This is a genomic window from Aquabacterium sp. (assembly GCF_016195855.1).
Lineage (GTDB): Bacteria > Pseudomonadota > Gammaproteobacteria > Burkholderiales > Burkholderiaceae_C > Aquabacterium.
In genome coordinates, this window is record NZ_JACPYU010000003.1 from 649,220 (window position 1) to 661,569 (window position 12,350).

The 12,350-nt window shown below is 64.5% G+C and carries 13 protein-coding genes; 7 read left to right on the forward strand and 6 right to left on the reverse strand.

Features of this window, described 5'->3' with window-relative positions; genetic code table 11:
- The first annotated feature begins 2 nt into the window (after positions 1–2).
- From motB to HY019_RS04360, 3 genes are read left to right on the forward strand one after another with little or no spacing between them, the layout of a single operon-like run.
- On the forward strand, positions 3–962 hold the full coding sequence (motB, locus tag HY019_RS04350; protein ID WP_290688636.1) for a flagellar motor protein MotB: 960 nt from the start codon (positions 3–5) through the stop codon (positions 960–962).
- Between the two features lie 57 nt (positions 963–1,019).
- Entirely contained in the window at positions 1,020–1,418 is a 399-nt protein-coding gene (gene cheY / locus HY019_RS04355; protein WP_290688637.1) for a chemotaxis response regulator CheY, read from the forward strand.
- Between the two features lie 14 nt (positions 1,419–1,432).
- On the forward strand, positions 1,433–2,092 hold the full coding sequence (locus HY019_RS04360) for a protein phosphatase CheZ (RefSeq protein WP_290688639.1): 660 nt from the start codon (positions 1,433–1,435) through the stop codon (positions 2,090–2,092).
- A gap of 40 nt (positions 2,093–2,132) precedes the next feature.
- On the opposite strand, the gene HY019_RS04365 is transcribed toward HY019_RS04360, so the two are convergent.
- Positions 2,133–2,909 (reverse strand): LytTR family DNA-binding domain-containing protein, encoded by a 777-nt coding sequence (locus HY019_RS04365; RefSeq protein ID WP_290688641.1) that lies wholly within the window; start codon positions 2,907–2,909, stop codon positions 2,133–2,135.
- Entirely contained in the window at positions 2,906–4,069 is a 1,164-nt protein-coding gene (locus HY019_RS04370; protein ID WP_290688643.1) for a histidine kinase, read from the reverse strand. The genes HY019_RS04365 and HY019_RS04370 overlap by 4 nt, the downstream gene beginning before the upstream one ends.
- A gap of 81 nt (positions 4,070–4,150) precedes the next feature.
- Between HY019_RS04370 and argH the strand changes: the two genes are divergently transcribed.
- Complete coding sequence (gene argH / locus HY019_RS04375; protein ID WP_290688645.1) at positions 4,151–5,566, forward strand: argininosuccinate lyase; 1,416 nt, start codon at positions 4,151–4,153, stop codon at positions 5,564–5,566.
- A 6-nt stretch (positions 5,567–5,572) separates the two neighbouring features.
- On the opposite strand, the gene HY019_RS04380 is transcribed toward argH, so the two are convergent.
- The gene (locus HY019_RS04380) at positions 5,573–5,968 is read right to left on the reverse strand and encodes a GtrA family protein (RefSeq protein WP_290688647.1); all 396 of its coding nucleotides are present in this window, start codon (positions 5,966–5,968) and stop codon (positions 5,573–5,575) included.
- 173 nt (positions 5,969–6,141) lie between these two features.
- On the opposite strand from HY019_RS04380, the gene HY019_RS04385 reads away from it, so the two are divergent.
- Both HY019_RS04385 and HY019_RS04390 read left to right on the forward strand, forming a co-directional pair.
- Positions 6,142–6,642, forward strand: coding sequence for a hemerythrin domain-containing protein (locus HY019_RS04385; RefSeq protein WP_290688649.1), 501 nt, complete (start codon positions 6,142–6,144; stop codon positions 6,640–6,642).
- A 177-nt stretch (positions 6,643–6,819) separates the two neighbouring features.
- Positions 6,820–7,608, forward strand: coding sequence for a PEP-CTERM sorting domain-containing protein (locus HY019_RS04390; RefSeq protein WP_290688651.1), 789 nt, complete (start codon positions 6,820–6,822; stop codon positions 7,606–7,608).
- Between the two features lie 82 nt (positions 7,609–7,690).
- Here the strand turns inward: HY019_RS04390 and dxs are convergent, their stop codons facing one another.
- Genes dxs through HY019_RS04405 form a run of 3 tightly spaced genes read right to left on the reverse strand, consistent with a single transcriptional unit; the run spans position 7,691 to position 10,792 of the window.
- A complete protein-coding gene (gene dxs / locus HY019_RS04395) occupies positions 7,691–9,580 on the reverse strand; it encodes a 1-deoxy-D-xylulose-5-phosphate synthase (RefSeq protein ID WP_290688653.1) in 1,890 nt (629 codons plus the stop codon).
- A 31-nt stretch (positions 9,581–9,611) separates the two neighbouring features.
- Complete coding sequence (locus HY019_RS04400; RefSeq protein ID WP_290688655.1) at positions 9,612–10,538, reverse strand: polyprenyl synthetase family protein; 927 nt, start codon at positions 10,536–10,538, stop codon at positions 9,612–9,614.
- Positions 10,538–10,792 (reverse strand): exodeoxyribonuclease VII small subunit, encoded by a 255-nt coding sequence (locus HY019_RS04405; protein WP_290688656.1) that lies wholly within the window; start codon positions 10,790–10,792, stop codon positions 10,538–10,540. Before HY019_RS04405 ends, HY019_RS04400 begins: the two co-directional genes overlap by 1 nt.
- 401 nt (positions 10,793–11,193) lie before the next feature.
- On the opposite strand from HY019_RS04405, the gene HY019_RS04410 reads away from it, so the two are divergent.
- Positions 11,194–12,318, forward strand: coding sequence for an aromatic ring-hydroxylating dioxygenase subunit alpha (locus tag HY019_RS04410; RefSeq protein WP_290688657.1), 1,125 nt, complete (start codon positions 11,194–11,196; stop codon positions 12,316–12,318).
- Positions 12,319–12,350: the final 32 nt, after the last annotated feature.

Genomic DNA, 12,350 nt, shown 5'->3' on the forward strand with positions numbered 1-12,350 from the left:
CCATGGCAGGAGATTCGAAGAAGGTCCAGCCGATCATCATCAAGCGCATCAAGAAGGGCGGCCACACTGCCCATGGTGGCGCCTGGAAGATCGCTTACGCCGACTTCGTGACCGCCATGATGGCCTTCTTCCTGCTGATGTGGCTGCTGGGCTCCACGACAGAGGGCGATAAAAAGGGCATTGCCGACTACTTCAACTCGCCGCTCAAGGTCGCCTTCTTTGGCGGCTCGGGCGCGGGTGACGCCAGCTCCGTCATCAAGGGCGGTGGCAACAACCTGACCGAGTCGGTCGGCCAGATGAAAAAGGGCCGCACCACCGAGGTGGCCATGGACAAGGCCCGCAAAAAGGCCATCCGCCAGGAACAGGCCAAGGCAGAGGCCGAGCGCCTGCGCGCCCTCAAGAGCAAAGTCGAAGAGGTGCTCGCCAACGACGATCGCCTGGCCAAATACAAAAGCCAGATCCGGCTGGACCTGACCGCCGAGGGCCTGCGCATCCAGATCGTGGACGACCTCAACCGGCCCATGTTCGACAGCGGCTCGGCCGAGGTGAACGTTTACATGCGCGACATCCTGCGGGCCATCGGCCACGTGCTGGAAGAGGTGCCCAACAAATTGACCATCGAAGGGCACACCGATGCCAAGGCCTTCAGCTCCGGTGAGCGCGGCTACAGCAACTGGGAGCTGTCCGCCGACCGGGCCAATGCCTCCAGGCGTGAACTGATTGCGGGCGGCCTGCCAGGCACCAAGGTGCTGCGGGTCCAGGGCCTGTCGTCCAGCGTGCCTTTCGAGAAAGACGACCCGGACAGCCCGATGAACCGGCGCATCAGCATCATCGTGATGAACCGTGAAGCCGAAGACCGCTTCTTCGATTCGGCACGAGCGGAATCCGTTCCACCTGAGGCCGTCGATGACGGTGAGCAGGCCGATACAAAACCCTCAAGGCCGACTGGCAGCGGTCGATAAGCCTCTAGCGAGTGCGGCATAACACTGGGCGCCGCCAATTTGAAACAAGGATGAGCCATGAGCACCCCCGCAGACATGAAATTTCTCATCGTGGATGACTTCTCCACCATGCGCCGGATCGTCCGGGGCCTGCTCAAGGAGATTGGCTACAACAATGCAGAAGAGGCCGAAGACGGCGCCGCTGCATTGAACATGCTGAAGAACGCCAAGTTTGATTTCGTCGTCAGCGACATCAACATGCCCAACATGAACGGCTTCGAGCTGCTCAAGGCCATCAAGGCCGACGACACCCTCAAGCACCTACCCGTGTTGATGGTGACCGCCGAAGCCCGCAAGGAAGACATCGTGCTGGCCGCCCAGACCGGTGCTGCCGGCTACATCGTCAAACCTTTCACCAAGGCCACCTTGGAAGAGAAGGTCCAGAAGATCATGCAGAAGCTGGCCACCACGGCCTGATCAGGAGGTTCATCATGAAAATGGACCTTCCAGACAACATGCAGATGCCTGCGGCGTCGCCCGAGATCTTTCAACAGCTCGGCACCCTGACGCGGCAACTGCATGACACGCTCAATATGCTGGGTGTGCTGCCGGGGCTCAAGAACACGGTCGACGACCTGCCCGATGCGCGCAGCCGCCTGAGCTACATCGCCACCAAGACAGCCGATGCAGCCGAGAAGGTCCTCAACCTGGTGGACAAGGCCAAGGACGACCAGCAGCACATCGCCGCGGAAACGCGCAGGCTGGCCGCCCTGATCACCGCAGACCCCGTCAAGGCGGTGGCCAGTGGCGCGGTGTTCAACTTTGTTCAGGACGTGGAGAAAGTCACGCACCGCGTGGACGGCCACCTCACCGACATCATGATGGCCCAGGACTTCCATGACCTGACCGGCCAGGTGGTGGCCAAGGTGGTCAAGCTGGCCAACGACCTGGAAGCCCAACTGGTCAAGGTCCTGGTGCAGGCCGCCCCCCCCGAGCAGGCTCAGAAAGTGGAAGCGGCGCTCACGGCACATGGCCACACCACCGTCGAAGAAGTGGTGCTGGAAGGCCCTGTGGTCAACGCAGAAGGCCGCTCTGACGTGGTCTCCAACCAGGGCGAGGTCGACGACCTGCTGGCCAGCCTGGGCTTCTGAAGCCCGTCCTGCGCGCCCTTGCTACCTGAAAGCGCGAGGCTCAGCCCTGAGCGGCCATGGCCTCGCGTACCGCCGTCACCTGACGGCGTGACACCGACAACCACTCCATCGTCGGTGCAACCTGCACCGCCCAGGTTTCCCCGCCCTCCGCATCGTCTGCACGCCGCTCCAGCGCCTTCATGGCCTGCCTGGAGACCAGGGCATTGCGGTGCACACGGATGAAGCGCTCCCCCACCCGCCCTTCCAGCTCGGTCAAGGAATCGGCCAGCACATGGCTGTGTTCGGCCGTGCGCAAGGTGACGTACTTCTGCTCGGCCTTGAAATACAGGATCTGGGACAAGGCGATGCGCTCCAGGCGGCCACGGTCCTGCACCACAAAGACATCGGCACTGTTGTCGACCGCATCGACTGCGGGCTCCGGCTGGCGCGCGGCCTTGAGCTTGAGCACGCGGTCCAGCGTGGCATTGAGCCGCTCCAGCCGCACGGGCTTGGTCAGGTAGTCGGCCGCAGCCAGATCGAAGGCACGCAGGGCGTGTTCGGCATGCGCCGTCACAAAGGCCACCACCGGTGGCTGGCGCAACTCACGCAGACGGGCTGCCAGCACCATGCCATCCAGCCCGGGCATCTGGATGTCCAGCAGCAGCATGTCGGGCGAGGTGCCGGCCTGATCTTGCGCCTGCAGCCACTGCAAGCCGTTCACCGGCTCGCCGAATTCGGCGACGACCTCGTTGGCCACGCTCGCCTGCGCCAGCAGGGACTTGATGCGCAGGCGGGCCAACGACTCATCGTCAATGATGGCGACCTTGAGCGAACTCATCGTGAACTCTCCTTGCGCGGCATGGGTACGGCCACGCGCACCACGTACACCGGCGGTTGGCGCGCATCGCTGCTGGCTTGCAAGCCAGCCTCGAAATCCGACTCCACATCGTGCATCAGTTTCAGGCGCTGGCGCACATTGCGCAAGGCGATGCCATGGCCGGCTGTGGAATGTGTGGGGGTTTCGGCCGGCACCGAGTTGCTCACCGTCAGCACCGCCCGGCCCGATTGCACCTTGGTGCGCACCACGATCCAGCCGCCCTGGGGCGAGGCCTCGATGCCATGGCGCACCGCGTTTTCCACCAACGGCTGCAAGATCAGGGCGGGCACCTCGGCGCGGCCCGCGTCGTCATCGAGCTCCCAGCGCACGGTCACCCGCTCGCCAAACCGCAATTGCTCGATGCTCAGGTAGCGCTGCGCCAGGTCGATCTCGGCGTTCAGCGTTGTGCGCATCGTGGGTGAAGCCAGTGCCTGGCGAAACAGCTCGGCCAGGTCCTCCAGCACGGACTCGGCCCGCTGCGGGTCGATCTGCACCAGGGCGATGGCCGTGTTGAGCGTGTTGAACAGGAAATGCGGGCGGATGCGGGCCTGCAACTCCGCCAGGCGGGCCGAAGCGTGGGCCGGCAACTCGCTGCGCGCGCGGTGCCTGAGCCAGGCCAGGCCCACGCAGGCCATGGCGGCGCCCGTCAGCATGGGCGGCACCTGCGGCCAGCCCCAGACCATCTGCTGCCCGCTCAAGGCCAGGTCCAGCCAGGAAGATTGCCACTGGCCCAGCCCCGCGCACACGGCGCCCAGCGCGGCGGCAAAGCCCCACTGCGCCGCCTCACTGGCGCGCGTCAACCAGCGGCGGCACGCACACGCCACGACGAGCCACAACAGGCTGGCGGGCAAGGACGCCACCATGGTCTGCGCCCAACGGGACGCCGCATCCAGCGGCGAGGCCGCCAGAAAGGACACGCCCAGGGCCACCACCAGTTGCACGCCCATCACGACGCGCAGCACCACGCCCACGTGGCACACGTCAAAAGGCGATGGCGGTGGCGGGCGCCCCCCTTCCGCGCCGGGCCCGAACTGGGTTGGCGCAAACTGGGTCGAGGTCTCCCAGGCGGCAGGTTGTGAGGCCGGGCTGGCGCCGAAGGCCTTGGGCTCAGTAGAATCCATGGTTTGCACATTCTGCGCGAAGAGCGCGATGCCGGGCCGCCGTGAAATCCCACCGTAGCCCGCGCCCCAGGATCCAATCCCATGAGCACCAACCAACTCGACAAGAAGTCCCAGGCCTGGTCGGCCCTGTTTTCAGAGCCGATGAGCGAGCTGGTCAAGCGCTACACCGCCAGCGTCTTCTTCGACAAACGCCTGTGGCAGGCCGACATCCAGGGCTCGCTTGCACATGCTGACATGCTGCACGCCCAGGGCTTGCTGAGCGCGGACGATTGGGCCTCCATCCAGAAGGGCATGGCCCAGATCACCGCCGAGATCGAATCCGGTGCCTTCGAGTGGAAGCTCGACCTGGAGGACGTGCACCTCAATATCGAGGCCCGCCTGACCCAGCTCGTGGGTGATGCCGGCAAGCGCCTGCACACCGGCCGCTCGCGCAACGACCAGGTCGCCACCGATGTGCGCCTGTGGCTGCGCGGTGAAATCGACGAAATCGGCGTGCTGCTGACCGAACTGCAAAAAGCCCTGGTGGACGTGGCCGAGCAGAACGCCGAGACCATCCTGCCGGGCTTCACCCACCTGCAAGTGGCCCAGCCCGTGGCCTTTGGCCACCACCTGCTGGCCTATGTCGAGATGTTTGCACGCGACGCCGAGCGCATGATTGACCTGCGCAAGCGCGTCAACCGCCTGCCCCTGGGCTCTGCCGCACTGGCCGGTACCAGCTACCCGCTGGACCGCGAACGCGTGGCCCGCACCCTGGGCATGGTGGACGAAACCGGCTTGCCCGCCGTCTGCCAGAACAGCCTGGACGGCGTCTCCGACCGCGACTTCGCCATCGAGTTCACCTCGGCCGCCTCGCTGCTGATGGTGCACGTCTCGCGCCTGTCTGAAGAGCTGATCCTGTGGATGAGCCAGAGCTTCGGCTTCATCGACCTGGCCGACCGCTTCTGCACGGGCTCGTCGATCATGCCCCAGAAGAAGAACCCTGACGTGCCCGAACTGGCGCGTGGCAAGACCGGCCGAGTGGTCGGCCACCTGATGGGCCTGATCACCTTGATGAAAGGCCAGCCCCTGGCCTACAACAAGGACAACCAGGAAGACAAGGAACCCTTGTTCGACACGGTCGACACCTTGAAGGACACGCTGCGCATCTTCGCCGAGATGGCCGCCGGCATCACTGTCAAGCCCGAAGCGATGGAGCGCGCCGCCAAGAAGGGCTACGCCACCGCCACCGACCTGGCCGACTACCTGGTCAAGAAGGGCCTGCCCTTCCGTGATGCGCATGAGGTCGTGGCCCACGCCGTGAAGGACGCCATCGCCGCTGGCGTGGACCTGTCCGAGCTGCCACTGGACAAGCTCAAGGGCTACAACCCCGCGATCGAACAGGATGTGTACGAGGTGCTGAGCCTGCGCGGGTCCCTGAACGCACGCAATACCCTGGGTGGCACGGCGCCGGCACAGGTGCGTGCGCAGGTGGCGCGCCACCGCGCTCGCCTGGCCTGATCTGGCTCAGGCTTTCGCGCCCTTCATGATGTGGCGGGCCGACAGGTAGTTGAACGCCAGCCCCACCAGGCTGCCGATGGCCACGCCCCAGGCGGGCTGTGCACGCACGGCCTCAAAGGCCTGCAGGCTGGCGGCATAAGCCCCGTAGTTGATGGCCCCGCCCACCAGCATCGACGACAGATAGCTCAGGTACTCCTTGAGCACACTGCCTTCCTTGGGGCCGCGGAAGGTGATGTTGCGGTTGAACAGCCAGGTGAAGGTCGCCGCGGCCAGAAATGACACGGCCCGCCCCCCATAGTTGCCCAACCAGGGGCGGGTGAGTGCCAGCACGCCGATGTCGACGAACAGCGCCAGGCCGCCCGACACACAAAACAGGATCAAAGACCGAAAACGCTGCAACAAGGCCGACCTCATGGTGAAACGGCGGCCATCTTAGCCTGCCCTGTTGGCAAGACTCGTGGGCCAACCTTGCAAGCGGCTTGCGCCAGCGCAAAACCGCCAAGGCCCCGACCCGGTACGCTCGCCCCTCATTGACCCGCGGCCGCTGCCGAGCCGCCTTTGAGGAACCCACCGTCATGTCCACCCTTGTCTGGTCCGATGCCCTGTCCTTGTCCATGCCCGTGATGGACACCACCCACCAGGAGTTCGTGGACCTGCTGGCCAAGGTCGAAGCCGCCGATGACACCTCGCTGTTGCAGAAATGGCAGGCCCTGATCGAGCACACCGACGAGCACTTCGCGCGCGAAGACAAATGGATGGTGGACACCGGCTTTGCGCCGGGCAACTGCCACAGCTCGCAACACGCGGTGGTGCTCAAGGTGTTGCGCGAAGGGGCAGCGTTCGGCGCCGCGGGAGACCTGGCGCCGATTCGGCAGATGGCGCATGAGTTAACCATCTGGTTCCCGCATCACGCACAGAACATGGACTTCGGCCTGGCCCTGCACCTCAAGAGCATGGGCTATGACCCGGAAACGGGCGAGCTCAGCAACCCGGAGAAGTTGCCTGAAGAGGCAATCGCTGGTTGCGGAGGAAGCTGCAGCAGCACGGATAGCACCGAGCCCGCAGTGGCAACCTGAGCACCCAGCTCCAGGCCTGTTGAGATAACAAGCGCCCCACCCTGGGCGACTGCTGTCATACCCCGGTCACACACCGTAGCACTTCTTTCAAGCCTTGCGCCAGGCGGTGCACGTTAGCCATTGCAGCCCCCCATCATGGCTGCTAGATTGCTTCCACCATAAAACAAGGAGGAAGCGATGAACCATCACATTCAGGTCTTGCCACGCATGCGGGCGCTGGCCTTCATAGCCGCCGCACTGGCCACCACGGCACTGAGTGCGCACGCCGGCACCACCCAAACCGATCCGATAACAGGCCAAGTCTGGCAGATCTTCGACCACGTGTTGGATGGCGAGGCGCAGGGTTACCGCAGGGCCACGGTTGATGACTTCAAGCAGTTGCTGGCTGATTCGAATTGGCTTCTTCGCAATGGCACCACATCGGTTTATGACTTGACCACGGGTGCCAACACCTACGCCAATGGCACATATTCATTCAATGCGCCCAGCATCGACTTTGGATGGGGTTTGGCGTCCAAAGCGAAAAACGACTACTGGAATGCCCCATCCGTCGTCGCCGCCTGGTTGCAAGATGGCGGATCGGGTAACGCAATGGGTCTGCTTGAGCGCGGAAGCACGGGCTTCTCCAGTTGCAGCTTTTCTCACAATTACGGTAGTGGCTGCACCACGAACATCTATTACCAAAGCTCCGCGGAAATTGCCAGCTCATCTGAACTCGTTGCCAAGTTCGCGCCTGGCAACTATCCGAGCACCTTGACCGGAAAATCAATGGGGACAACTTGGTCGGACATCCCCTTTGATCCGCTTTACAGCTACCGCCAACTGGATAGCACTATCCGAGCCGGCACATTCATGATCGCGTCCGTGCCCGAACCCTCCAATGCCGCCTTACTGTCACTCGGGCTCATGGGTATCGTGGCGGCCGTACGTGTTCGGCGCTCACAACAAGACGATCACCTAGGCTGATTTGCTCACCGGAGGGAAGAGGCCTCACCGGCCTCTTCAGCGCTTCTGGTCAGGGTGGCCGCCTAAGCCCAGTCGCAATGGATCACTGCGGGAGCCGTGCCCGTATCGACTGCTCGATCCCCGCCGCATCCAGCCCGCACATGGCCAGCAACTTGCCTGGCTCACCGTGCTCGACGAACTGGTCTGGCAGCCCCAGCATCATCATGGACTTGCTCAAGCCGGCAGCAGCCAGTGCCTCGGCCACGGCGGCACCGGCACCGCCTTGCACACAGCCCTCTTCCACCGTCACCAGCAGGTCGTGGTCCTTGGCCAGTTGCGCCACCAGTTCGGTGTCCAGTGGCTTGATGAAGCGCATGTTGGCCACGGTGGCGCCCAGGGCCGCACCGGCCTTCAAGGCGGGCTGCAGCAAGGTGCCAAACGCGAGGATGGCCACGCGTTGCCCCGCCGCCGTCTGCGTGCCTTGCAGGCGCACTTCGCCCTTGCCCCATGGCATGGCGTCCAGGCTCGTAGGCACAGGCACACCCGCCCCTGCACCACGCGGATAACGCACGGCCACGGGGTGGTTCTGCGCATAGGCCGCGCTCAAGGCCTGGCGGCACTCGGCCTCGTCGGCCGGCGCCAGCACGCTCATATTGGGGATGCAGCGCACGAAGGCGATGTCGAACGCGCCCATGTGCGTGGCACCGTCCGCCCCCACGATGCCCGCACGGTCCAGCGCGAACACCACGGGCAGGTTCTGGATGGCCACATCATGGATCAACTGGTCGTAGGCGCGCTGCAGGAAGGTCGAGTAGATCGCGACCACGGGCTTGAGGCCTTCGCAGGCCAGGCCACCCGCGAAGGTCACGGCGTGCTGCTCGGCAATGCCGACGTCGAAATAGCGCCCCGGGAACTTCTGGTGGAACTCCACCATGCCCGAGCCCTCCCGCATGGCCGGCGTGATGCCCACCAGACGCGGATCGGCCGCTGCCATGTCGCACAGCCATTGGCCAAAGACCTGCGTGAAGGTGGGCTTGGGCGGCGTGTCCGTGACCGGAGCCTTGACCAGGCCCACAGCCGGGTCGAACTTGCCGGGGCCGTGGTACGCGATGGGGTCGGCCTCGGCCAGCTTGTAGCCATAGCCCTTCTTGGTCACCACGTGCAGGAACTGCGGGCCGCCCAGGTCACGCAGGTTTTCCAGCGTGGGGATGAGCGAGTCCAGGTCGTGGCCATCAATGGGGCCCACGTAGTTGAAGCCGAACTCTTCAAAGATGGTGGCAGGCACCACCATGCCCTTGGCGTGTTCTTCCAGCTTCTTGGCCAGCTCGAACAGGGGCGGTGCATTGCGCAGCATCTGCTTGGCGCTTTCGCGTGCGGCCGTGTAGAAGCGGCCGGACATCAGGCGAGCGAGATAACGATTGAGCGCCCCCACCGGCGGTGAGATCGACATGTCGTTGTCGTTGAGCACCACCAGCACATCGGCCATCTTGCCGGCATGCGGCACACCTGCGTTGTTCAGGGCCTCGAAGGCCATGCCGGCGGTCATCGCGCCGTCGCCGATGATGGCCACCGACTTGCGGGCTTCACCGCGCAGTTGCGCGCCCAGGGCCATGCCCAGCGCCGCCGAAATCGAGGTGGACGAGTGGGCGGTGCCGAAGGTGTCGTACTCGCTCTCGTCGCGACGCGGGAAGCCGCTCATGCCGCCCAGCTGGCGCAGCGTGGCCATGCGGTCACGGCGACCGGTCAGGATCTTGTGCGGATAGGTCTGGTGGCCCACGTCCCACACCAGGCGGTCATCGGGCGTGTTGAACACATAGTGGAGCGCGATGGTCAGCTCGACCGTACCCAGGTTGGACGACAGGTGGCCGCCCGTGCGGGACACGCTGTGCAGCAGGTAGTCGCGCAACTCGTACGCCAGCTGTTTGAGCTCGGACCGGGAAAGGTGCCGGATATCGGCAGGCTTGTCGATCCTGGACAGCAGGGGGTAGCTCATGTTGGGGCGTCCTTGGGTGGATTTCTTGTAGTCAGTGATCGCGGTGCACGATGCGCTCGGCCAGCGCGGCCAGCGGCGCTGTCGCCTGGGCACCCAGGCCGCTGCGGGCCAAGGCGGCCAGCGACTGCTGCAGCAGGCCGGCCGCTTCGTCGCGGGCGCCTTGCAGGCCCAGCAGGCTCACATAAGTGGGTTTGTTGGCGTCGGCGTCCTTGCCCGCCGTCTTGCCCAGGACTTCAGAGCCCTGGGTCGCGTCCAGCACATCATCAACGATCTGGAAAGCCAAGCCCATGGCATGGCCATAGTCGGTCAGGGCCTGCCATGCAGCGCCCTCGGGCTGCAGGCCACCGCAGGCCGCGCCCATCTGCACGCTGGCGCGCAGCAAGGCGCCGGTCTTGCGCTGGTGCATGTCGCGCAAGGTGGTCTCGTCCAGTGCCTGGCCCACACTGGCCAGGTCAATGGCCTGGCCACCGGCCATGCCGGCCTGACCAGAAGCGTGGGCCAGCAGGCGGCACAAGCGGGCCTGCAAGGCCGGCGCCACACCAGCGCCCTCGCCTGCATCAGGCACCAGCACCTCGAAGGCCAGGGCCTGCATAGCATCTCCGGCCAGCATGGCCTGGGCTTCGCCGAACTGCACGTGCACCGTGGGCTTGCCCCGGCGCAGCACGTCGTTGTCCATGCAGGGCATGTCGTCGTGCACCAGCGAATAGGCGTGGATCAACTCGACCGCGCAAGCAGCACGCAAAGCGGCTTCGGCACCATCAGGCGTGGCGCAAGCGCCAGACGCTTCGGCCGCGGCCTGAACCAACAGCGCGCGCAGCCGCTTGCCGCCATCGAGCACGGCATAACGCATGGCTTCGCCCAGGCCGGCAGGGGCCGAGGCCGGCACCCATTCGCTCAGGGCCAACTCCACACGGGCCAGCACCTGGGCCGACCAGTCCTTGAACACATCAGGGGGCATCAGGCAGCATCCCAGGGTTTGAGTTGCCCGTCTTCCAGCAGCTTGACCTGCTCTTCGACCGCCTCCAGGCGCGTCCGGCAGAACTGCAGCAACTGGGCCCCGCGCTGGTAGCTGGCCAGCAGCTGGTCCAGCGGCAAGGCGCCCGCTTCCATCTTGCCGACAAGCTGCTCCAGCTCGGCCAGGGCTTCTTCGTAGCTGGCGGGCATGGGTGGGGTGTCTGCAGTGGCTGCGGTTGATTTGGCTGTTCTGGCCATGGTGTCGCCTGAGGGGCCCGAATACGGGCAAACGCGTATTCTATTTCCTGCCGCCGCGCTTGCGTTCACCACGTGACACGAAGCGCCCTGGGCGGCAGCCCCCCGGTCTGGGTGGCCAGCCCCACCTTTTGACCTGCCACAGTACCCGGGATTGGTCCTCGCTCCCCCCTGAGGGTACAATTTCGGGCTTTCCCGTACACAGCACGCACATGACCGGCCTCTTGGGTTTCAACCCGGTCAGGCCCTGCATTTGCCTTTCGTATCTTGTGTTTGTGCATCTTGTGTTTGCGTTTCGTTGCGGGAAACACCAGGCCCCTGGCGCCGTGCCAGGGATAGTTCAAAGCCCTTGGTCCTCAAGACCTAAGGGGGGTTGACATTGGTTTTTGGAGATCCTGGGGATCATGTCCGACCTGAGTACCGCACTCAACGCCCTCAGCCGCAGTCACACACAGCTGCCCGTGTCCGTCTACTTTGACGAGTTGCTACACCAACAGGAGCTTGAGCGCATCTTCCAGTCCGGTCCTCGCTACCTGGGCCACGCGCTGAGCGTGCCCGAGGTTGGCGATTTCTATGCCCTGCCGCAAGAAAACGAAGGCCGTGCCCTGGTGCGCTCGCCCCAAGGCATCGAGCTGATCTCGAACGTGTGCCGCCACCGCCAGGCGGTCATGCTCAAGGGCCGTGGCAACAGCCGCAACAACATCGTCTGCCCCTTGCACCGCTGGACCTACAGCCACCAGGGCGAGCTGATCGGTGCGCCGCACTTCGACCACGATCCCTGCCTGAACCTGAACAACTACAAGGTTCGCAACTGGAACGGCCTGCTGTTCGAGGACAACGGCCGCGACATTGCCGCGGACCTGGCAGGCATCGACACGCGCTTCAAGCCCGGTGGCGACCTGGATTTCTCGGGCTACGTGCTCGACAAGGTCGAGCTGCACGAGTGCAACTACAACTGGAAGACCTTCATCGAGGTCTATCTGGAGGACTACCACGTTGGCCCCTTCCACCCTGGCCTGGGCAACTTCGTGACCTGCGACGACCTGAGCTGGGACATGGCCAAGGAGTACTCGGTGCAGACCGTGGGCGTGGCCAAGACCTTCGACAAGCCGGGCTCGGACATCTACAAGAAGTGGCGCGAAGTGCTGCTCAACTACCGTGGCGGCGAAAAGCCCAACCAGGGTGCCGTGTGGCTGACCTACTACCCCACGATGATGGTGGAGTGGTACCCGCACGTGCTGGTGGTGTCCAACATGTACCCGCAAGGGCCGCAGAAGACGCTCAACGTGGTGGAGTTCTACTACCCCGAAGAGATCGCCGCCTTCGAGCGCGAGTTCGTCGAAGCCCAGCAGGCCGCCTACATGGAGACCTGCATCGAGGACGACGAGATCGGTGAGCGCATGGACGCTGGCCGCAAGGCCTTGTATGCGCGTGGCGACAACGAAGTTGGCCCCTACCAGAGCCCGATGGAAGACGGCATGCAGCACTTCCACGAGTGGTATCGGCGCGTCATGACCTTCAAGGACTGACAGGCCCTGAAACCACGCGTCTCACCCTACGT

Excerpts from the sequence above, each read along its gene's own strand:
- HY019_RS04360 (WP_290688639.1), top strand. The coding sequence starts at position 1,433 with ATGAAAATGGACCTTCCAGACAACATGCAGATGCCTGCGGCGTCGCCC.
- argH (WP_290688645.1), top strand. The coding sequence starts at position 4,151 with ATGAGCACCAACCAACTCGACAAGAAGTCCCAGGCCTGGTCGGCCCTG.
- HY019_RS04405 (WP_290688656.1), bottom strand. The coding sequence starts at position 10,792 with ATGGCCAGAACAGCCAAATCAACCGCAGCCACTGCAGACACCCCACCC.
- HY019_RS04400 (WP_290688655.1), bottom strand. The coding sequence starts at position 10,538 with ATGCCCCCTGATGTGTTCAAGGACTGGTCGGCCCAGGTGCTGGCCCGT.
- HY019_RS04390 (WP_290688651.1), top strand. The coding sequence starts at position 6,820 with ATGAACCATCACATTCAGGTCTTGCCACGCATGCGGGCGCTGGCCTTC.
- HY019_RS04410 (WP_290688657.1), top strand. The coding sequence starts at position 11,194 with ATGTCCGACCTGAGTACCGCACTCAACGCCCTCAGCCGCAGTCACACA.
- HY019_RS04365 (WP_290688641.1), bottom strand. The coding sequence starts at position 2,909 with ATGAGTTCGCTCAAGGTCGCCATCATTGACGATGAGTCGTTGGCCCGC.
- cheY (WP_290688637.1), top strand. The coding sequence starts at position 1,020 with ATGAGCACCCCCGCAGACATGAAATTTCTCATCGTGGATGACTTCTCC.
- HY019_RS04370 (WP_290688643.1), bottom strand. The coding sequence starts at position 4,069 with ATGGATTCTACTGAGCCCAAGGCCTTCGGCGCCAGCCCGGCCTCACAA.
- motB (WP_290688636.1), top strand. The coding sequence starts at position 3 with ATGGCAGGAGATTCGAAGAAGGTCCAGCCGATCATCATCAAGCGCATC.
- dxs (WP_290688653.1), bottom strand. The coding sequence starts at position 9,580 with ATGAGCTACCCCCTGCTGTCCAGGATCGACAAGCCTGCCGATATCCGG.
- HY019_RS04385 (WP_290688649.1), top strand. The coding sequence starts at position 6,142 with ATGTCCACCCTTGTCTGGTCCGATGCCCTGTCCTTGTCCATGCCCGTG.